This is a genomic window from Paenibacillus konkukensis (assembly GCF_023523925.1).
In the GTDB taxonomy this organism is placed as follows: domain Bacteria; phylum Bacillota; class Bacilli; order Paenibacillales; family NBRC-103111; genus Paenibacillus_S; species Paenibacillus_S doosanensis.
In genome coordinates this window covers 7,241,337-7,262,122 of the sequence record NZ_CP027059.1, presented here as the reverse complement: position 1 = coordinate 7,262,122, position 20,786 = coordinate 7,241,337, and the positions used below count along the sequence as shown (strand labels likewise).

Here is a 20,786-nt window from a genome sequence, read left to right as displayed (position 1 = left end):
CAATACCCCGCGGAGACTCTAACGATAAACCTATAAAAAAGGAGTCAGTCCGATGTGGAAATATGCATTATCTTTCGCTCTGCTCATTGCTTTCGGCGCGCTTCTTTTTCCCCGCAATGAAGGCGCGCCGCGCATCGCCAGCCTTTCCCCCCAGGAGGAGCTGAAGGTCAAGCAGGCTACCTTGTCGCAGGATATGAAGCTGACCGACGACTTATGCCGCACGCAGTGCAGCCTGGAGCTGCGGAGAGTGCTTAACGTAAGCGAAGGAGCGCCGTTAGAGAAAAAACAACAGGAGCTCGTTGCTTTGCAGCAGCAGCATCCGCACATGGAGCAGCTTATTTGGACCCAGCGTTCCCAAACTGTCGATAAAGGCATCCAAGCCGGAAGCCTCCCCGATGCCCTGCGTACTATGACGGAACCGAAGCTCCGGGAAGCAAAGCAAAAAACGGACCGGGGCGAGAGCTATCAATCCCTTCCCTTCCAATTTGACGGAGATACGTATTTCGTGTTAGGGGTGCCGTCAAACAGCTCGGAAACCGCGCTGCTGGGCGTTGTCAAACAAAGCATTCTCAAACATGTGGAAAATCATCAGCTGAAAAACCTGCGCATCGTGACGTATCCGGCTGACAATCATTATAAAATCGAGTCCGTCGATTCCCGTACGCTGCGCGATGTGAAAGTCCGTCATCCCGAAGAAAACGAAGGTACCAGCCATTATCACGTCAATCAGGTCGTCGTCAGATTCAACCAGGAGCCGACACAGGCCGATTTAGCCAAAATCGATTCCGAAATCGGCACTTCCCATTATCGGAAAATCGGCTACACCTATATATTCGAATCGAAGCAGATGGAAGCCAAACAATTGATGAATTACTTCAAGAAATGGAACGTCGCTTATGCGGAGCCGCATTTTCTGTATTTAACCAATAGCGAAGCGGTCGATTCCGCCGTGAACGCCGATACCGCGCGGAAGGAAGCGCAAATATCGGACGAGCTCAAGCCTAACGATACGCTGTACCAGCGTTACCAGTGGAATTTGCCGAATATCGAAACGGAGCAAGGCTGGACGATTTCCAAAGGCTCCGATCAAATCAAGGTCGCCATCGTCGATACCGGCGTCGATATCAATCATCCCGATCTCAAAGACCAGCTGATCAGCGGGTACAATGTCGTCAATACGGACGCGGCGCCGCTGGACGACGTCGGCCACGGCACGCATGTCGCCGGAGTCATTGGAGCCGTAGTCAACAACAATATCGGAGTCGCCGGCATGAGCTGGTACAACCGGATTATGCCGGTCAAAGTGCTTGATCAAAGCGGCGCAGGCAGCACCTATTCCGTCGCGCAAGGCATCATATGGGCCACCGATCACGGCGCCAAGGTCATCAATATGAGTCTGGGCAACTATGCCGACGCCAATTTCCTGCACGACGCCATCAAGTACGCCTATGACCACGACGTCGTCCTGATCGCGGCCAGCGGCAACGACAATACCGAGACGCCGGGATATCCGGCCGCTTATCCGGAGGTGTTCGCCGTGGCGGCCACCGATTCCAACAAGAACAAAGCTTCCTTCTCCAATTACGGAGACTATGTCGATGCAGCCGCTCCCGGCGTAAGCATTGCCAGTACGTATCCGCATAATCAATACGCGGCGCTGTCCGGCACCTCAATGGCGAGCCCGCATGTTACGGCGCTTGCGGCGCTGATCCGCTCGGTCAATCCGGACTTGAAAAATACGGAAGTGATGCAAATTATGCGAGAGACGGCACAAGATATCGGACCGAAAGGAAAAGATAAGTATTACGGACACGGCTTGATCGACGTCGTAGCGGCTTTAAAAAGGGCCGAAGCGACCAAAAACCCGCAATCGATGCAAAGTCCGCAGCAGCCCGAACCCGTATCTACGCTGCCGGAATGGACGCAGCGCTTGCTTGATCGTCTGTGGGGAAGATAATCCCTCCTAACAGAACAAATCCCCCAAAAGCCATCCATGCCGCCGACGCGGCACCACAGACAATGGAAATGGGGTACCAAGAGTAATTTCCAGGGTAGTGACGTGATGCTCTGAGGCTTATTCCGTCCGCATCCAGCCTAGGCTGGATCGGCGTCTAACCATTCCTCTGGGATCGTTCTAGGGGTAGACATTACTTTGGGGGGAGCCCCTTTGGATATCCACAGGAAATTTGCTGCGCATCATTTCCTAACAGCACAAAAACCGCCTTCGCAGGCGGTTTTTCTCGGTTCCAGGAAAGCTTGCCGTAAGCCGGGTTCTGTACTTCCAGTGGTCGTAACGGGTACCACCCTCCCACCGTTGAAGCGACAATCATCTATCTAGGCCGGACATTGCTGCCCGGCTCAAGCGACCAACCCGAACGCGTCCCGGGCTAGGACTCATCTCCCGAAGAGATTTGCGTTCCACTAGGTCTTGCTCCAAATGGGGTTTACCAGGACATATGTCACCATATCTCCTCGTGGTCTCTTACACCACGGTTCCACCCTTACCTGTGCGAAGGACCGAAGTCCTCGCCATCGGCGGTCCATTTCTGTGGCACTAGCCTTCAGCTCGCGCTGACTGGACGTTATCCAGCATCCTGCCCTACGGAGCCCGGACTTTCCTCTCGTGATTTCTCACCAGCGATTGTCTGTCAAGCTTTCCTGATGTGCATTTGCTAGTATACAGCGAATCGCCGTAAAAAACAACCGTTTCGTTATTTCCAATGAAGCCATTTTTCGAACCTTTGCCATTTACACGAACTGAAACGGCTCCGTATCGATCTGCGAGGCGAATACCGCCGTATCCGATTTTTTCTCCTGCAGTCTGCGCTGCAAGTAACCGGCTACGCCCTGCTTCATAATTTTCTCGACATTATGCCCGGGATCGATCAATGCCATCCCTGCCGCGAGCGCATCGTGAGCGGTATGATAATCGATATCGCCGGTAATCAGCACGTCGGCCCCGGCAAACTGTGCGTGACGCACGTAACGGCTGCCCGAGCCGCCGAGCACCGCGATTTTGCGCACTTCCTTGTCCGGGGAGCCTACCAACCTCAATGCTGGCACGTCATAAGCCTGTTTGACCTGCTCGCACAGCTGGCGCAGCGTAACGGCCGTCTCCAGCTTGCCGACGCGGCCCAGGCCGAAGGTGCGGCCCTTCAGATCGAGCTGATACAGGTCATAGGCTACTTCCTCGTACGGATGGGCCTTCAGCATCGCCTGGATCGCTTTTCGCTCGATGCTCTGCGGAATGATGGTCTCAAGTCGCACTTCCTTGACCTGCTCCAGCTTCCCCTGCTTGCCGATGAACGGCTCGCTGCCTTCCTCCGGCACGAAAGTGCCGGTCCCTTCGATATTGAAGCTGCAATGGCTGTATTGGCCGATCCAGCCCGCTCCCGCCTGAAATAACGCCTGGCGCACCCGCTCCAGATGATCTTCGGGAATAAAAACGACGAGCTTCTTTAGCTTGTCGGTATGAATATCCTCAAGAGGCGACAGCCCGGTCAGCCCCAGCGCTTCGGCCATCAGATCGTTGACGCCGCCTTCGGCCACGTCGAGATTCGTATGGGCGATATACACCGCAATATCGTTCTTGATTAATTTCTCGTACAAGCGGCCTGCGGGAGAATCCGTCTGCAGATGGGCAAGGGGCCGGAAAATAATCGCATGGTGCGCGATGATCAAATTCGCCTGCAGACGAATCGCTTCCTCGACGACTTCATCCGTAACGTCCAAAGCGATCAGCACGCCGGTAATTTCCTTATTCAGCGTGCCGAGCTGAAGACCGATTTTATCGTCAGGTACGGCATAATGCTTTGGAGCAAGCTCCTCCATCAGTTGGATGACGTTTTGTCCTTTTGCAAACATGTGAGTACCTCCTTAATCCGTTTCTTCTCCAGCTCAAGCTCCCGCTCCTTAAGACGAGCTTCCGGCTGGGACGACAGCGCAAGCTGCCGTTCAATCATCTCCAGCTTCGCTATTTCCAGCTCCCATTTGCGGAACCATACTTCGTCTTGAGCTTGCAGCAAGTAAGGCCCCATTTTGAGCAAAAGCTCGCGGCCGATTTCAAGCCCGCCGTTCGGCCCGTTTAGGAGCCGCGGCGCATATAAACGATCATTGGAAGCTTCTGCCGGCTGTGCCGATGCCGCGACCAAGATTTCGTAAATTTTCCCGTCTTCCTCCAATATCAGTTCCTTCAGCAGCGTCCATTCATGCGCGAGCAGCCAGCTGCGCACGTTCTCTTCTCCGACATTTGGTTGAAGCACCAGCAGCTTTACGCCCGCCAGCTTTGCCTGTCCCGCCTCCAAAATGGCGGAGATCAAGGCGCCTCCCATCCCGGCGATCGTAATGACGTCCGCTTCTCCCGGCGCGATAACGGCCAGCCCGTCTCCCAGACGCACGTCGACCGTGCGCTCCAATCCGGCTTCGCGGATCTGCTTCGACGCCGCCTGGAACGGCCCGCGATTGACTTCCCCCGCAATGCCCTTGACGATTCGCCCCTGCTGCGCCAAATAGGCCGGGAGCAGTGCATGATCCGAACCGATATCGGCAAGTCTGCTTCCCGCCGGAACTTGCTCGGCTATCCACTCAAGCCGTTTCGACAATTTCAACATGTTAAGCAACCCACTCTATCCATTTTTTTCTGAAACCAAATAAAATGCCCGCTTCAAAAAAGATTTTACCTACGAGCGCCAATTGAACGATTTGTTCTCCATATAGTTCGGCATACAGCATACCATACAATTCCGGCATAAACCAAACGATACAGCTCAGCATCAAGAATACGGTGCCGATCTGCTTGCTCCTTTCGTGAAGCATCCAGCCGAGCCAGCCAAACAATATGCTAAGAGGCACCCAGCTCAGCTCCAGCGTCGCCCAATTCAGCGAGTCGAGCTGATAATGCAGAAGCCAGCCGTAGCAAAATACGAGTACGACCCAGCCGCTTAATTGAAACAGCATGAACCTTGCCATAAGCCCCGTGAGCAGCCATACGAGACTGCATAGAACGACATAGCTGACGACGATCACAGGTGCGTGAATTTGATGCAGCTCGAGCATAAACACGCCTATAAACAGCAAAAACAGCGAGGCCATTCCGAACAATATTTGCGCCCTTACAGGCTCCTTGGATCTTTGCAAGCTGCCGATCGCATAACAAAGAAATAAGAACAATAAAGAAACGGCGATTTGCATTGGTAAATCAAAAGCGGTAAAATTAAGAGCAGCTAAAGAAATAGCGGCCAAAATCCCGACGAACAGTACCCATATCTTCCAATTACTGTTTCTGATCGTATCGGTCGAAATGCCAAGAAATCCTCCGGACGGTTTCCCGGAACCTTCCTCCAAATATAAGTTTAGCAAAAAATCGCAATAATGTTCCGGCAGCAGCTTGCTTTTACGCCACTGCTCGATTTCCCGGATAATGATCTTACGTCTATCATCCATTTGTTCTTGTTCACCTCTTACTGAATCGATATCCTATTCGTCTTACCTGTTTTTATTTATCGGTTGAGGTGAAACAAAAAATTAGACCTGACTGCAGCGGGTGCAGAAAGGTCGATAAGGGCAAAGCTTTATTCAAGAAAATCCTTTAATCGTTTGCTGCGGCTCGGATGTCTCAGTTTACGCAGTGCTTTGGCTTCGATCTGACGAATCCGTTCACGCGTGACGCCGAACACCTTGCCTACTTCCTCCAAGGTGCGGGTACGCCCGTCATCCAATCCGAAGCGCAGGCGAAGTACGTTTTCCTCCCGCTCGGTCAGCGTGTCGAGAACGTCTTCCAGCTGTTCCTTGAGCAGTTCGTAAGCCGCTGCGTCCGCAGGAGCAAGAGCTTCCTGATCCTCGATGAAATCACCCAGATGCGAATCGTCTTCTTCTCCGATCGGAGTTTCCAATGATACGGGCTCCTGCGCGATTTTCATAATTTCACGAACTTTATCCGTGCTAAGATCCATTTCCTTGGCGATTTCTTCCGGCATCGGCTCGCGGCCGAGCTCTTGAAGAAGCTGTCTTGAGACGCGAATCAGCTTATTAATCGTTTCCACCATATGTACCGGAATCCGGATCGTTCTTGCTTGGTCCGCAATCGCCCGGGTAATGGCTTGACGAATCCACCAGGTCGCGTACGTACTGAATTTATAACCTTTCGTATGGTCGAATTTTTCGACCGCTTTGATCAGACCCATATTGCCTTCCTGAATCAAATCAAGGAAGAGCATGCCGCGGCCTACATAACGCTTGGCGATACTTACGACAAGCCGCAGGTTTGCTTCCGCAAGCCGGCGCTTCGCTTCCTCGTCGCCAAGCTCGATCCGTTTCGCCAAATCCACCTCATCCTCAGCGGATAACAGCGGGACTCGACCGATTTCTTTCAAATACATGCGTACCGGATCGTTGATTTTAATGCCCGGAGGCAGCGACAAATCGTCGTCAAAATGAAAATCGTCATGCTCCTGATCCATCCGGCCGAGTTCATGCTCTTCGTCCGATTCGTTGCCTACATCGATTCCAAGCTCGGAGAGCTGTTCGAAAAACTCGTCGATTTGCTCAGGATCCTGGTCGAAAGGAGCCAGTTTCTCCATAATATCTTTGTAGGTTAAAGAGGAACGCTTCTTGCCCTGCTCAATTAGCTGCTCCTTGACTTGCTCTAACGTCAACTCTGTCTCTATCTCCGTGCGTTGATCGTTCGCCATAATCCAACTCCCTCCTCCCTAGAGTCATCTTCCTGCTTGCTGGAAGCTTCAAGATGATTTCAACTGCTTTTCTAGGGAAATAATCTCAATGCCTATTTGTGCGGCCCGTGTAATATCCCCTGAACGTTCTGCGCGAATCATTTCTTCTCTTTTTCGCTCGATTAGCTGCTGCTGCGGGTATTTTTTTATCTCCCGGATGTAATCGTCAATGACCTGATCGTTGACCCCGTGTGAATTGCCCATCATCGCTAAGGAACTTGCCAAACTTTCCAGGTCCGCTTCTTGAAGCATAGCCATAAAGCTGCTCGGATTCGGTTCGAATCCTTGTGCGTAATAAGCATACAAATAAGCAGCCAATGCCGCATGAGCATCAACGTTAAACTGATCCCCCAGCTCCCGCTCTACGTAATGCGCCACTTCACGGTCATACATCATGATGGCCAAGAGCTGACGCTCCGCATTATGATAAGCACGATATAAGGAAGGACTCCGTTCCCGAGGTGTTCCGTCATTCATAACATTATTCCACGCTTTGTCTTTATTATCCCCGAACTTGTTGTTTTTTTCCGCTTGGAGTCTAATTTCGTTCAAGGTTTGCAGCGCCGATTCGTAAGAATAAGGAAATTCGGTTACAAGATCTCTAACGTAATGCTCTCTTTCAATAGGCGAAGGAATATCGGCAATGATTTTGAGCGCTTGTTGAATGTAACGAAGCTTCTCGCCATCCTCCTGCAGTTTATAATTTTTGCGAAAATAAAGAAGTTTATATTTGATCGACGGTACGGCAGCTTCAATCACTTCCCGTACAAATCGTTCAGAACCTTGACTTGTAATATATTCGTCGGGATCTTTCCCGCCGGGGATCATCGCTATTTGAACCTGAACGCCCGCTTTTTCGAGAATCGGAATGCTTTTGTATGCCGCATTCTGCCCAGCGGAATCCCCGTCATAAGCAACGACGACCTGATCGGCCTGTTTGCGTATGACATCCGCATGTTCATCGGTGAGCGCGGTTCCCATCGTAGCGACCCCGTTCGTAATGCCGCTTTCCCAAGCTTTAATCACATCGACATAGCCTTCGAACAACACCAGCTTACGCAGCTTTCGAATGGCCGGCCTTGCCAGATGCATATTATAAAGGCTCCGGCTTTTGTGAAACAATATCGACTCGGGACTGTTCAAATATTTGGGCTGCACGTCCCCCATCGCCCTTCCGCCAAAAGCGATGAGCTGTCCTTTCCAATCATGGATCGGAAACAGAATCCGGTCGCGAAATTTATCGAAGTAGCCTTGACCGTCCTGTCTTGACGAGATCAAACCGCCCTTTTCCATCAGAGGCAGCGGAAATTGACGTCTTTCAAGCAGTTGAGCCAGCGTATCCCACTGGGGGGGAGCATAGCCGATGCCGAACGTTTCTATCACCTTGTCGTTCAAGCCCCGCGACCGCAAATACTGCATCGCCTGCTTGCCTTGCTCGGTATTTTTCAAAATATACTGATACAGCTTACCGGCAAGCTCGTAGGCTTCGAGCAGCTTCGTCTTCTCCGGATTTTGCTGAACATGGCCGTCCGCTTGCGCGTAAGTGCCGATATCCAGATTGGCTTCTTTGGCCAAGCCGCTGATCGCTTCCGTAAACGTATAGCCTTCGATCGCCATCAAAAACTGAATGACGCCGCCGCCTGCGCCGCAGCCGAAGCAGTGATAAATTTGCTTTTCAGGTGTGACGGTGAACGACGGCGATTTCTCCGAATGAAAAGGACACAGTCCCTTCATATAGTGGCCTTGTTTGCTCAAATGCACGTACCGGCCGACTACATCCACAATATCATGATGCTTCAAAACGGCCTCAATGACTTCTTGCGGGATGCGTCCGTTACTCATCCTATCCACCTTCAATCAAATTAACACGTAATAATATTCGCTATCTCTGTGAAATCTCCTGCAAGCTTCGCAAAAGTTTTGTCAAAGAATGTTGAAAAAAATGTCGATCCTCGTCGGTAAACGGTTTCGGCCCTTTGGAATGCTTGCCGCCGCGCCTTTGCTTCGCCTGCTCGTGCCTGCGGTCCAGTAAAAAGTCAATCGTCCGGTCGTTGAAATGCTGTCCGCGATTGGATAAAGCGATAGCCTTTTTCCCCAGCGCCAGCGCCGCCAGGCCGAAATCCTGCGTCACCAGAATATCTCCGGGGGCGATCCGGTTCGCTATGTACAAGTCTACCGATTGATCGGAACGGTCGACCTGAACGATCTGCACGCCTTCCATAGGAGCGAGACGGTGATCGAAGGAAGCGACCATCATCACATCGACATGAAATTGCGCAGCGGCTTTGACGATTTCCGACTTAACCGGACAAGCATCGGCATCCACAATAATTTTGAAAGACATAGTCTTTGTCCCACCGAATTCGTTCTAAAGTACCACCGTAATATTATATACGATGAAGAAATAAAAAATCCTGCTTGCATGACGGGAAAAAAGAGCTATCTTCCTTGAAGCAGTTCTAAGATCATGCTCGCCGTTTCTTCGACAGCTTTATTCGATACGTCAATGATACGGCATCCGAGCCGCTTCATGATGCGGTCGGCATATTCAAGCTCCATGTTGATTCTTTCGACATTGGCGTACGTGGCATTCTGCGGCAGGCCGAGCATTTTGAGCCGTTCGGAGCGGATCATGTTCAGCTTCTCCGGATTGATGCGAAGCCCGATAATTTTTTTGTTCGATACGGTGAACAGCTGCTCCGGCGGCTGAATTTCCGGTACGAGCGGTACGTTGGCTACTTTATATTTTTTATGGGCCAAATACATCGACAGCGGAGTCTTGGACGTTCTGGAGACGCCTACAAGCACGATATCCGCTTGCAGAACGCCGTTAAAATCGCGGCCGTCGTCATATTTCACGGCAAATTCGACCGCCTCTACCTTCTTGAAGTAATCTTCGTCCAGCGGATGGATCATCCCCGGCTGATGACGCGACTCCTGCTGCAGCTTTTTCTCCAGCGATCCGATAATCGGGCCTAGCAGATCGATATAGGGCAGTTGATGGCGGAGCGCCTGCTCCACCAGATAATCTCGAAGCTCCGGGATAACGAGAGTGAATACGATAATGCCGTCCCTCTGTTTGGCAGTTTGGATCAATTTGTCGATGCCTGCCCGGTCCTCCAGAAACGGAACGATGCGCATATCCATTATTTGCGGATAGAACTGCACCATGGCCGCGCGAACGACCGCTTCCCCCGTTTCTCCGGCCGAATCGGATGCTACATAAATAATGGGATTCGCTATTCCCGTCATGCTGCACCTACTTTCTTTTGACAAGCTACTAATAATACGTATGTACTAGCCGTTTGTTGCGAAAATCTTTTGCAGAAGACGATAGTGTCTCTTCAAACAAAAAATTCCCGCCGCTTTTAGCCTTGGATGACCTTAAGCCGGACGAGAAGTCGCCTTTAATGTTAATATATTATATTATCAAACCGCAATAAAAATGTCAAAGCATTATACGCCGTATTTCTCCATTTGATCGAGAAAATGACGCGATTTTAATTGAAGTCCGATATGAGTATCAAAATAAGTGCGCATCAGCTTCTTTAACGTTTCTTTCGTCTCCGGCTTGACGTCGATTTGCCCTAACCGCCGGATGTCGGTATGGGCGAACAGACGCAAGAGCTTCCAGCCGCCCGGCGACAGCGGCACGGCCCCCGGGTCCTTGGCCCGGCAGCGCTCGCATAATATTCCGCCGAGACTGCTGCTGAAGCGCATCGCTCCTTCGGCCGACCGGCACGATACGCAAGCGTCCAGCTCCGGCTGATAGCCGGCTTGCATCCATATTTTCATTTCGTACATAAACGAAATGATCTGCATATCTTTGTCTTCATCGATTCCTTGCAGTCCCGCCTTCAGCTGCTCAAATAAAAAAGCGTTAGCTTCTTGATCGGGAAGCATCCGATCGGTCAGCTCCGCCATATAGGAGGCATAGGCCGCCTTATGCAAATCCTCGCGGATGCGGTGATGGGACTCCACAATTTCCGCATGATTCAGCGTTCCGAGCTGGCCCGATTTGAAATACAAATAATCTCCGCAGGTGAACAGCTGGGCTACGGAGGCATAGCGGCTCTTTACTTTTTTGGCGCCTCTGATAATGACGGCTGCCTTGCCCAGCTCCCGGGTAAATAAAGTTACGATCTTGTTGCCTTCCCCGTAATCCATACTGCGGATCACAATTCCTTGAACTCTGTACTGCATCGTCCTCTCTTCTCCCATGCCAAGCAAGTGCAGGCTATTGTATCCCTTCCGTTGTCTCAAGTAGGGGATCTTCTTCCGAATCGGGCTCGGAATGATGTTCATCGTTAGATACTTCTTTGTAAAGCAGGTAGGCGTCCACATCGCCTGTCATTGAAAAATACTTCCACGAAAAATCTCTCATGTGTATCCATCTCCTCTCCTAAGTGCGTGCTGTAGGAAAGCTGCTTGTAAACAAAGGCTTTTAGATGAACAAACCTGTCGACAAGATATAGGATGATACGAAGAAGACGGAAGTATGCCAAGTAATAACTGGATTGAACGCCGTTCTGCCTTTAGTCGTTGCGGAATCCGAGATCGCGGAGCACCCGCTCCTGATTTCGCCAATCTTTTTTCACTTTAACCCACAGCTCCAGGAACGTTTTCGAGCCGAGCAGCGTTTCGATATCGCGCCGCGCCTTCTGGCCGACTTCTTTCAGCAAAGCGCCCTTCTTGCCGATAATAATCCCTTTCTGCGAGTCGCGCTCCACATAAATAACCGCCGAAATATGGACGACGCCGTTCTCTTCGACCTTCATATCCTCGATGGCGACGGCGATCGAATGAGGCACTTCCTCGCGGGTCAAGTGCAATAATTTCTCGCGGATAAGCTCGGCGCAGACGAATTGCTCCGGATGGTCCGTCACTTGATCCGCCGGGTAGTACTGCGGTCCTTCCGGCAAATATTTGACGACCTGCTCCAGCAGCGTATTGACGTTATTGCCTTGAATAGCCGAGATCGGCACGATTTCCGCGAACGGATACAGATCTTTATAAGCGGTAATGACGGGCAGAAGCTCTTCCGGCTGAACCTGATCGATTTTGTTCATGACGAGAATGACCGGCGTTTTTACTTTTTTCAGGTTTTCGATAATAAAGCGGTCTCCACCGCCGAGCCCTTCGACGACGTCGATCAGAAACAAGATCGCATCGACCTCGCCGAGCGTTCCCTCCGCCACCTTCATCATGTAGTTGCCGAGCTTGGACTGAGGCTTATGAATGCCGGGCGTATCGAGGAAAACGATTTGCGAATCGTTTGTCGTATATACCCCGTGAATTTTGTTCCGCGTCGTCTGCGGCTTGTCGGACATAATCGCGATCTTTTGCCCGATGACGTGGTTCATCAAAGTCGATTTGCCCACGTTAGGCCGGCCGATAATGGCGACGAACCCGGATTTGAATGCTTTTTTATTAGCGGTCGATGTCATTTCAGTACAGTTCCTCCATTTGTCAATCAATTGCAATGATGATCTTTCTTCGGCTCCCCGTTCAGTTCGAGCGTTTCCCGTCCGAGCCAAGGTCATCCTGGGTAAAAGCTCCCGGCAGCAGCGCGGCTACCGTCGTCTCGGTAATGTCTCCGCGGACGTTAGCCATATACACAGGCATATCCGGCGGACACAGCTCGATCAGCACCTGACGGCATACGCCGCAAGGGGTGATCGGCTGCGCGGTATCGCCGATAACCGCGATGGCGCGGAAGGAGCGCGGCGCTTCTCCGTCGGCAATCGCCCGAAACAGCGCGGTTCGCTCGGCGCAATTCGTAGGGCCGTAGGCGGCATTCTCCACGTTGCAGCCCAGATGCACGTTCCCTTTGCTGTCCAGCAGAGCGCTGCCTACCTGAAACTTGGAATACGGCACATAAGCTTTCTTCATAGCCTCTTTGGCCATGGCGACCAACGCATCTCGCTTCATCTCAACCAACCCCGTTTTCGTTTGATGTGCTTGCTGCAGCTCTACATATGAACCAAATAATAGACGAGTACCGACACAAAGCTGCCGATCACGGCTCCCAGCGCCAGCGACGGGAAAGCCCGGCTTCTTTTATCGTATAAAACCATCATAACCAAAAAAGCCAGCAAATACGCCAGAAGCGCTACAAAGGCAACCGTAACGTAACAAGTGATAAAAGTTGCGACGGCAAATGCTATGGCCGAAAGCAAGCTCGGCTGCACACGGTTTCCTTTGCTTGAAAATCGCGTCTCCACAACGGTAACCGTCAATATGACAAGAATTAGCAAAATCCAGACCATAGCAGCGGAAAAGCTGTGTCCCTCGATTCCCTTCGCCTCGCGGAACAGCGCGTCGATCGGCTCATAGAACACGATCATGCCCACGATAGCGGCAAAAGCCGCAGACACCAGTACGGAGGCTGCGGCCACATCCTTGGCTATTTTAGCCAGCGGATGACGGTCGGGCATGGCAAGATCCACGGCTTTTTCCACTGCGGTATTGATCAGCTCGGTGACGATCATCAGCGTCACGGCGAGCAGAATAAATAAAATCTCCAGCTTATGCAGATGGAAATACAAGGCCATCAGCAGCACGACGAAAGCGGCGAAAAAATGAAACTTCATATTGCGCTGCGTGGATAAAGCGTACTTCACTCCCTCATACGCGAACCGAAAGCTTCGATGCCACTTCACCTTAGGTCTCAACGAATCAATCCCGCCTTTTGCAATATTTGCTCCTGCTTCGCAAACATCACTTTCTCCTCTTCCTCATCCTGATGATCGTAACCGATCAGATGCAGGAAGCCGTGCACGAACAAAAATCCGAGCTCGCGCTCCACGGAATGGCCGTAGTCCTCGCTTTGCGCGATGGCCCTCGGAACGGAAATGATAATATCCCCGAGCGGCTCCTCGTAAGACTCTTCATCTTCTTCGTCTTCACCAGTCTGGGCCGGCTCGCCGTCAAGAGCCCGAACCTGCTCCAGCTCGTCCTCGGACACGAAATCGTCTTCGTCGAACACGATCTCGATCTCGTCTTCGCCCATCTCCTGCATCGCGAACGAAAGCACATCCGTCGGCTTGTCGATGCCGCGGTATTCTTTGTTCAAGCGATGGATTTCCGCGTCGTCGACGAATGTTAGCGCAACTTCGCCGTCCGTAACGTTCTCCGCTTCGCCGGCCAAGCGCAGCAATTGATGCAGCTTGGCGGCCAGCTCATCCGAAATCGCATATTCATTTTGTTCGTTATTCCATTCCAAGCGCAAACTCATTCGTTCTGACTCCTTTTCACCTGCTTGGACGCGTCGTTCTGATTTTGCGCCTGCAGATCGTTCGGATATTCGATTCTGGAGTGAAAAATGCCAAGCAGCGTTTCATTCAAAATTTTGGCAATTTGATCCAGCTCTTTGATCGTAAGATCGCATTCGTTGAACTGACCGTCATCCAGCCGGCTTTTTATAATTTTGCGCACCATCGAATCGATCTGCTCCAGCGTCGGGCTGCGCAGCGACCGCACGGCCGCTTCCACGCAATCGGCGATGCCGACGATCGCGGCCTCCTTGGACTGCGCCTTCGGACCCGGATAGCGGAAATCCGCTTCCTCCACAGGCTTCGGGTCGTTCTCCGCTTCGGCGATTTTCTTCGCCTTATGATAGAAAAATTGGAGAAGCGTCGTTCCGTGATGCTGCTCCGCAATGTCCCGAATCGGCTTCGGAATGTGATGCTCGCTGAGCATTTCCACTCCGTCCCTGGCATGGGCGACGATGATGGATTTGCTGAGCGCAGGGTCCATCTTGTCATGCGGATTTTCGATGTTCGACTGATTTTCGATAAAATAGTTCGGCCGCTTCGTCTTGCCGATATCGTGATAATAAGCCCCGACCCGGCACAGCAGTCCGTTGGCGCCGATCGACTCGGCCGCCGCCTCCGCCAAATTGCCCACCATAACGCTGTGATGGTAAGTGCCCGGCGTCTCCGTGAGCAGCTTGCGCAGCAGCGGATGATTCGGATTCGACAGCTCCACCAGCTTCAGCGGGGACAAAATGCCGAACGCCGCTTCGAAAAACGGCAGCAAGCCGATGACGAACACCGCGGTCAACAGCCCTCCTCCCACAATGAAGGAGAAGGCGAACAGCACGCTCTTTTTCGTCTCGTGATCCTCGATCAGCATCAGCGACCCTACGAGAGCCATGCCGAGCAGCGCCACGATAACCCCTGCCTTCAATATGGAAGAACGCTGGCTCGCGCGCTGAATCGAAAAAATCGCCGCGAACGAGGTCACAAGGGTAAGCAGTCCGTAACGGAAATCGAAGGCCTGCAAATGATCCGTATTGAAGATGACGCTCGCAATGACGCTGAACAACACCGCCGCGATAAACGCCAAATTGGCGTCGAGCAAAATCGTAATCAGCATCGCTCCCATGGCGGTCGGCGCCAGGAAACCGATATACGGATAATCGAGGTTTTGCACGAGCGAGAACAGCTTCATCCCGAGAATATTCAAAAACATAATAAGGACAAGCATCAACAGCTGCACGTTGCTGTGGCTGATCGACAGCGCGCTCTGCTTCACGAACATGAAGATAACGAACGTAAACATGACCACAAGCAAGGCCAGTCCGAGCTTCGGCGCATAGCTTGTTTCATCCTTCAACATTTCCAGCCCGCTAAGACGCTGATATATTTCCTCGGAAATGATGTCGCCCTTTTTGACCAGCACATCGTTTTTATTGATATACACCGGCTTCACGTTGTCGCGGGCATGCCCCTTCGCTTCGTCGGTGCCTTTTTGATCGAAAAATTTGTTCGGCGTAATCGCTTCCCGCACCAGCTCCTGCACCATTTCGCGGGCCGTGCTTTTGGTCAGCGTCGACGTATTCACAAGTTCGGCGACCTTGGCCCTGGCCGTCTGAGCGTCCATAATCTGGTCGTTCATCAGGCGGGTGACGATCTCCTTGGCTACCGGCTCCATCGCGGTCAAGTCTTCCTTGGATACGCGAGGCATCTTGTAATACGTCTCTTCCGGTATGCGGTACTGCTGTTCGGTAATTTTTTGCCGCATTTCCTGCAGCAGCGTATCGTTATATTGTCCGCTGTCCGTGTACAGCTTGATCTGTCTGTTCACATGGTCGTCAATCAGATTCGGAATGACCGTTTTGAAAATATTGACCTTGTCGCCAAGCGTCACTTCCGTATCGGCATTGATTTGCTGCAGCTTCTCGAACATCGCTTCGATGATCAGCTCGTTCTTCAGCGAGACGATCCGGTAGACAGGCTGTACGCGCTGAGCGGCATCCTCTTTGGCCTTTTCGGTGGCGATGGCGTTCTCGATGGCCCGAGGGGCCAAAATATCCTTCTCCGCGACCGAGCCGAGCGTGATGTCGTACGTCTGCGGAATCAGCCTGCCCATCAGCGCCGTATAAAAAAGGAGGGTTAGCACTAAAAACAGAAGAAAGCGCACGAGGGCGCTGTATTTCCAGCCTGCAAGCCGGTATTGAAGCTTGCCTTGGATCGAAACCTGGTTTTTCATCTCGAAAGGTCATCCCTTTCACAGCTCTTCCGTGGGCGCCGGAACCTAAGCAGGCACAGGACCGAGGCGAGCTATTTTTCTTTATCCTCATGGTAGGCGACGATAATTTTTTGAACCAATGAGTGTCTGACGACATCCGCTTCGGCAAATTCGATGAATCCGATTTCTTCAATTCGTTTCAAAATGCGGTGCGCTTCCACGAGTCCGGACGACTTGCCGCGCGGCAAATCGATTTGCGTCACATCGCCTGTAATGACCATCTTCGAACCGAAGCCGAGACGGGTCAAAAACATTTTCATTTGCTCCGGGGTCGTGTTCTGCGCTTCGTCCAAAATGATAAAGGAATCGTCCAGCGTCCGGCCGCGCATATAGGCGAGCGGAGCGATCTCGATAAGCCCTCTTTCCAGCGACTTGATGACCTGTTCGGGCCCTAATACATCGTTAAGAGCATCATACAATGGACGTAAGTAAGGGTCAACCTTTTCTTGCAAATCGCCGGGCAAAAAGCCGAGACTCTCTCCCGCCTCCACCGCCGGACGCGTCAGAACGATCCGCTTGACTTGTCCCAGCTTCAAAGCCGCAACGGCGAGCACGACTGCGATATACGTTTTCCCCGTACCGGCCGGACCGATGCCGAAGACGATATCCTTCTGTTTGATCGTGGAAACGTACTGCTTCTGCCCGATCGTCTTCACGCGGATAGGCTTGCCTTTGTGCGTGGTGGCGATCTCCCCTTTGAACAAATCCAGCAGCTGGTCCGCCTTCATCTGTTTGGACAGCTCAATCGCATAGTGGATATCCCGTTCGTTCAAAATGTAGTTGTTGCGCACCAGCTCCAGCAGCACCTCGAAGAGCTGCAGCAGCGATTCCGTCTCTCCCGCTCTTCCCTGGATGACGATTTCTTCCTCGCGGGACTGAATTCTGGCGTCGGTCTGCTCCTCGATCAAATGCAGAAACTTGTCCTGCGGGCCGAATAAAGCGAGCCCTTCCGCCGTGTTTTTCAAAGCCACTTTCACAATCCGTACATTGTCAATCAACAGGCCTCTTCTCCTTCAAGCGAACACATTATGATACGATAGGTTGCTCCTCAGTGATAGATTCTTCCACTTCCAAATGTACTTCCATATAAACTTTACCATTCTCCGTCTTTTCATGCAAAATTTTTTCATTGACCACCTTGGCGTCCTTGCCCGCCGCCTCGATAATCGCCTGCTTCGCGTGCTCTACACCCAGTTGTCTCGCTTCCTCTGGAGTGATCTGCTTCTCTCTTACGTTCACTTCCATAACCCGCTCGTTCAGCCAGCCCAAAGGCAGGACGAAGTTTTTCCACTGCAGCGTTTTCCGATCCGCGATCGTTTCGGACTGCTCGAAGCCGGGCTTGCCGTAGCCTGTCAGCTGCAGCGCCCTGCTGCCGATTACCAGATACGATCGATCCTTCGTTTCCCCCGTATACACTTTATAATGCTGCACCAAAGGAACCTCGACCTTGGGCGTATACCATACGAGCCCTTTCACCACGCCGGAGGCGACCACCGTCTGCTGGTTGACTTCGTCGCCCAGAATGCCCGAGATCAGGATGTCCCCTTTTTTCACATACGTATTCGGCCTGACGGCCGGCCGCCCCTTTTCCGCCAAAATATACGTCACCATCGCGTTCTTGGATGCGACCAAATGGCGCGGGCTCAGCAGCGGGGGCTTGTTCGGAATCGTCGCCTCCACCACCTTGATCACGATATGCGTACCGTGAACCTCTACGCCTACCCAAGCCGTGCCGGGTATTTTGCTCTGCAGCAGCTTGGACAGCACGTCCGCATCCTGCAGCCGGTTTTTCCACTGCCATTGGTAAATGCCTTCGCCCTTGGCCGCCTGCAAAATCTGCTGCGTGCTGATCGTCTCGTTGCCCTCGACCCGCACCTGCCAAACGACGGAAGAGAGCAAGTACAGCCCGACGATAAAGCCGACGATGCCTACGGCAAACAGCTTGCGCTTCTCCAGTTTGTCCAACAAAAAAGGAACGCCGTGGCGCCGCTTCACATGCACCCGGCAGCCTGTCTCCTTCAACAGCGGACGAAGCCGGAAAAAATCTTTGATCAGTATATGCATTTGGGCATGCGACTCGTCCATTATGCGAATATCCCATGCCGTCATCCGTTTATCCGTCAAGCCGTTCACCAGCTTCTCGATGCGTCCCCCTCTAACTTCCACCAGCACATAACCTCGCAGCGATAAGAGAAAAGATGATTTCAATGACATGCACCTCTTTACGGGATAAATTTAACGTCCTCTATAACCCCTTCTATAAATACCTCTTCCGGTAAAATCGCTCGAATCACCAGCTCTCTTCCCCTTACTTCCAAGCTTCCTTTGGAAAGCGCCAGCTTCATCAGCTCGCCGGAAAAGTGCAGCACGCCGCGGTGATTCTCGATATACAGCTGCATGTTGCCGATCAGCGTCATTCGGGGCAAATCAAGCACCACGTCCTGGGGAAGGTCCAGCAGCTTAGCGGTCAATTGATTGAACTTGCGGGTCAGACTGCGCATACATTTCCCCCTTAAAGTTGGTGTAAGCTTATCAGTTAACTTGCTTTCGCCATGCCGTTCAAAGCACCGCTAACGCAGCACAGGCTATTTACACCATATGCTGGAAGCGGGCGAATTATGAAAGAGCACAGCAATTCCTGTTCATATCCCGAAAGCGGCGGCGTCTCTTGAGAAAAGAACAAATCCCCCAAAAGTGACGTGATACTCTAGAGCTTATTCCGTCCGCATCCAGCCTAAGCTGGATCGGCGTCTAACCATTCCTCTGGGATCGTTCTATGGTTAGACACTACTTTCGGGGGAGCCCCCGGATATCCGCAGGATATGGCTGCGCATCATTTCCTAAACAACAAAAAAAAGCACCGGCCTCCAACCTGTTCAGGTTGAAAGTCGGTGCTTGCGGCATTACTTGCCGTAAGGCTTTTTGGCTCTCGGAGGCCCCAATATTTCGGCCCAGATAACGCCTTGCGCCAGTTGGCTCGCCGAAGGAGCGACAGTCGGTTGCGCCGGCTCCGCCTGTGAAGCCGCGGGCACGCTCTGTAATCGCCTGGGAGCGGCGGAAGAGCTTGCTTTGGAAGTTAGGCCTTCCGCAGGCTGGTAACCCCTCCCAGCGCCATTCTGAGGCTGCTGAGAGGATTGGGACGACAAGGCGGCGCCTTGGTCGTTCTGCCTGTTGTTCGCAGCAGACTTCTGCATCGTCTTGGTTACCGTCTGCTTGACCGTGCGTCCCCAGCCGCCCTCTCCGCCTCCGAAGGAAGGCATCCCTTGCTTCGACGCTCCGCCAGGACCCGCCTTAGGCGGGCCGCCGGCAGGCGGCTTCACGGTTCTGGCAATCGTCCTGAGGACGATGTACAGAATAACCACGATATACCAGTTGCTGAGCAGAAATTGTATCAGCTTCATGCTCTCACCCTCCTTGCGATCATGGAGGAAGCGTTACTCCTGATCTTCATGTTTGCCGGTCTCATTCATTTTGCCCAGAGAAGAGCGCATTTGCGTATCGGCATCGATGTTTTTCAGGTTCATATATTCCATGACGCCGAGCTTGCCGCCGCGGAGCGCTTCGGCCATCGCCAAAGGCACTTGCGATTCGGATTCGACCACCTTGGCCTTCATCTCAACGACGCGGGCCTTCATCTCTTGCTCCTGGGCGACGGCCATAGCGCGGCGTTCCTCCGCCTTGGCCTGGGCGATGCGCTTATCCGCTTCCGCCTGCTCGGTTTGCAGATGCGCCCCGATATTTTTGCCGACGTCGACATCCGCAATATCGATCGATAAAATTTCGAAGGCGGTCCCGGCGTCCAAACCTTTGCCGAGCACCGTACGGGAAATCATGTCCGGATTTTCCAAAACGTCTTTGTGCGAACCGGAGGAGCCTACCGTCGTAACGATCCCTTCGCCGACGCGGGCGATAATCGTCTCTTCCCCGGCGCCCCCGACCAAGCGGTCGATATTCGCTCTTACCGTTACTCTAGCAATAACTTTAACCTCAATCCCGTCTTTGGCGACGGCCGAAACCGTAGGCGTTTCGATAACGCGCGGATTGACGCTCATCTGTACGGCCAGCAGGACGTCCCGGCCCGCCAAATCGATGGCTGCCGCGCGTTCGAATTCCAGATGAATGTTCGCGCGATGCGCGGCGATCAGCGCGTTGACGACGCGGTCTACATTACCGCCCGCCAGAAAGTGGCTCTCCAGCTGATTGATCGTAACGTCGATCCCCGCCTTGGTCGCCTTGATCATCGGATTGACGATACGGCTTGGAATAACGCGCCGCAGCCGCATCGCCACCAGCGTAATAATACCGATGCGGACGCCCGAGGCGAGCGCCGAAATCCACAGCATAATCGGCACAAAGCTTAAAAATACGGACAGCGCGATAATAATGATCGCCGCCAGCAAAAGGAAATACACAATTGGATCCATGGGTTGAACCTCCTAAAAGTTTTTTCGCTAGAAAAAACTAGCTTCGTAAGCATTCGCTTTGAGTTTTTTCGCCAGAAAAAACTGGCTTCGTAAGCATCGC

General features: G+C 52.4%; 20 protein-coding genes and 1 other RNA gene. 1 reads left to right on the top strand and 20 read right to left on the bottom strand.

The window, feature by feature from the left end; all coding sequences use genetic code 11:
* The first annotated feature begins 52 nt into the window (after positions 1–52).
* Positions 53–1,957, top strand: a complete 1,905-nt coding sequence (locus tag SK3146_RS31535; protein ID WP_249862508.1) for a S8 family peptidase — start codon at positions 53–55, stop codon at positions 1,955–1,957.
* 290 nt (positions 1,958–2,247) lie between these two features.
* On the opposite strand, the gene rnpB is transcribed toward SK3146_RS31535, so the two are convergent.
* The 20 genes from rnpB to floA form a co-directional block, all read right to left on the bottom strand.
* Positions 2,248–2,657, bottom strand: an RNA gene (rnpB, locus tag SK3146_RS31530) — RNase P RNA component class A.
* 91 nt (positions 2,658–2,748) lie between these two features.
* Positions 2,749–3,864 (bottom strand): Nif3-like dinuclear metal center hexameric protein, encoded by a 1,116-nt coding sequence (locus SK3146_RS31525; protein ID WP_249862507.1) that lies wholly within the window; start codon positions 3,862–3,864, stop codon positions 2,749–2,751.
* On the bottom strand, positions 3,831–4,610 hold the full coding sequence (locus tag SK3146_RS31520) for a tRNA (adenine(22)-N(1))-methyltransferase (RefSeq protein WP_249862506.1): 780 nt from the start codon (positions 4,608–4,610) through the stop codon (positions 3,831–3,833). The genes SK3146_RS31525 and SK3146_RS31520 overlap by 34 nt, the downstream gene beginning before the upstream one ends.
* Position 4,611: 1 nt before the next feature.
* On the bottom strand, positions 4,612–5,442 hold the full coding sequence (locus SK3146_RS31515; protein ID WP_249862505.1) for a hypothetical protein: 831 nt from the start codon (positions 5,440–5,442) through the stop codon (positions 4,612–4,614).
* 128 nt (positions 5,443–5,570) lie between these two features.
* Positions 5,571–6,689, bottom strand: a complete 1,119-nt coding sequence (gene rpoD, locus SK3146_RS31510; RefSeq protein WP_249862504.1) for an RNA polymerase sigma factor RpoD — start codon at positions 6,687–6,689, stop codon at positions 5,571–5,573.
* A gap of 48 nt (positions 6,690–6,737) precedes the next feature.
* Positions 6,738–8,570 (bottom strand): DNA primase, encoded by a 1,833-nt coding sequence (dnaG, locus tag SK3146_RS31505; protein ID WP_249862503.1) that lies wholly within the window; start codon positions 8,568–8,570, stop codon positions 6,738–6,740.
* Between the two features lie 40 nt (positions 8,571–8,610).
* Positions 8,611–9,072, bottom strand: coding sequence for a YaiI/YqxD family protein (locus SK3146_RS31500; protein ID WP_249862502.1), 462 nt, complete (start codon positions 9,070–9,072; stop codon positions 8,611–8,613).
* A gap of 95 nt (positions 9,073–9,167) precedes the next feature.
* The gene (locus tag SK3146_RS31495) at positions 9,168–9,980 is read right to left on the bottom strand and encodes a pyruvate, water dikinase regulatory protein (protein ID WP_249862501.1); all 813 of its coding nucleotides are present in this window, start codon (positions 9,978–9,980) and stop codon (positions 9,168–9,170) included.
* Positions 9,981–10,184: 204 nt separating this feature from the next.
* Entirely contained in the window at positions 10,185–10,931 is a 747-nt protein-coding gene (gene recO / locus SK3146_RS31490; RefSeq protein ID WP_249866501.1) for a DNA repair protein RecO, read from the bottom strand.
* Between the two features lie 34 nt (positions 10,932–10,965).
* Complete coding sequence (locus tag SK3146_RS31485) at positions 10,966–11,112, bottom strand: YqzL family protein (protein WP_249862500.1); 147 nt, start codon at positions 11,110–11,112, stop codon at positions 10,966–10,968.
* A gap of 151 nt (positions 11,113–11,263) precedes the next feature.
* Positions 11,264–12,175, bottom strand: a complete 912-nt coding sequence (gene era, locus SK3146_RS31480; protein ID WP_249862499.1) for a GTPase Era — start codon at positions 12,173–12,175, stop codon at positions 11,264–11,266.
* A gap of 61 nt (positions 12,176–12,236) precedes the next feature.
* The gene (gene cdd, locus SK3146_RS31475; RefSeq protein ID WP_249862498.1) at positions 12,237–12,659 is read right to left on the bottom strand and encodes a cytidine deaminase; all 423 of its coding nucleotides are present in this window, start codon (positions 12,657–12,659) and stop codon (positions 12,237–12,239) included.
* 41 nt (positions 12,660–12,700) lie between these two features.
* Positions 12,701–13,390, bottom strand: coding sequence for a diacylglycerol kinase family protein (locus SK3146_RS31470; RefSeq protein ID WP_249862497.1), 690 nt, complete (start codon positions 13,388–13,390; stop codon positions 12,701–12,703).
* 8 nt (positions 13,391–13,398) lie between these two features.
* Complete coding sequence (ybeY, locus tag SK3146_RS31465; protein WP_249862496.1) at positions 13,399–13,965, bottom strand: rRNA maturation RNase YbeY; 567 nt, start codon at positions 13,963–13,965, stop codon at positions 13,399–13,401.
* Positions 13,962–16,223, bottom strand: a complete 2,262-nt coding sequence (locus tag SK3146_RS31460; protein ID WP_249862495.1) for an HD family phosphohydrolase — start codon at positions 16,221–16,223, stop codon at positions 13,962–13,964. Before SK3146_RS31460 ends, ybeY begins: the two co-directional genes overlap by 4 nt.
* 71 nt (positions 16,224–16,294) lie before the next feature.
* Positions 16,295–17,260, bottom strand: a complete 966-nt coding sequence (locus tag SK3146_RS31455; protein WP_249862494.1) for a PhoH family protein — start codon at positions 17,258–17,260, stop codon at positions 16,295–16,297.
* A 28-nt stretch (positions 17,261–17,288) separates the two neighbouring features.
* Entirely contained in the window at positions 17,289–18,470 is a 1,182-nt protein-coding gene (gene yqfD, locus SK3146_RS31450) for a sporulation protein YqfD (RefSeq protein ID WP_249862493.1), read from the bottom strand.
* A 14-nt stretch (positions 18,471–18,484) separates the two neighbouring features.
* A complete protein-coding gene (gene yqfC, locus SK3146_RS31445; RefSeq protein ID WP_249862492.1) occupies positions 18,485–18,763 on the bottom strand; it encodes a sporulation protein YqfC in 279 nt (92 codons plus the stop codon).
* A gap of 402 nt (positions 18,764–19,165) precedes the next feature.
* On the bottom strand, positions 19,166–19,663 hold the full coding sequence (locus SK3146_RS31440) for a hypothetical protein (RefSeq protein ID WP_249862491.1): 498 nt from the start codon (positions 19,661–19,663) through the stop codon (positions 19,166–19,168).
* Positions 19,664–19,696: 33 nt separating this feature from the next.
* Complete coding sequence (gene floA, locus SK3146_RS31435) at positions 19,697–20,686, bottom strand: flotillin-like protein FloA (protein WP_249862490.1); 990 nt, start codon at positions 20,684–20,686, stop codon at positions 19,697–19,699.
* Positions 20,687–20,786 lie beyond the last annotated feature (100 nt).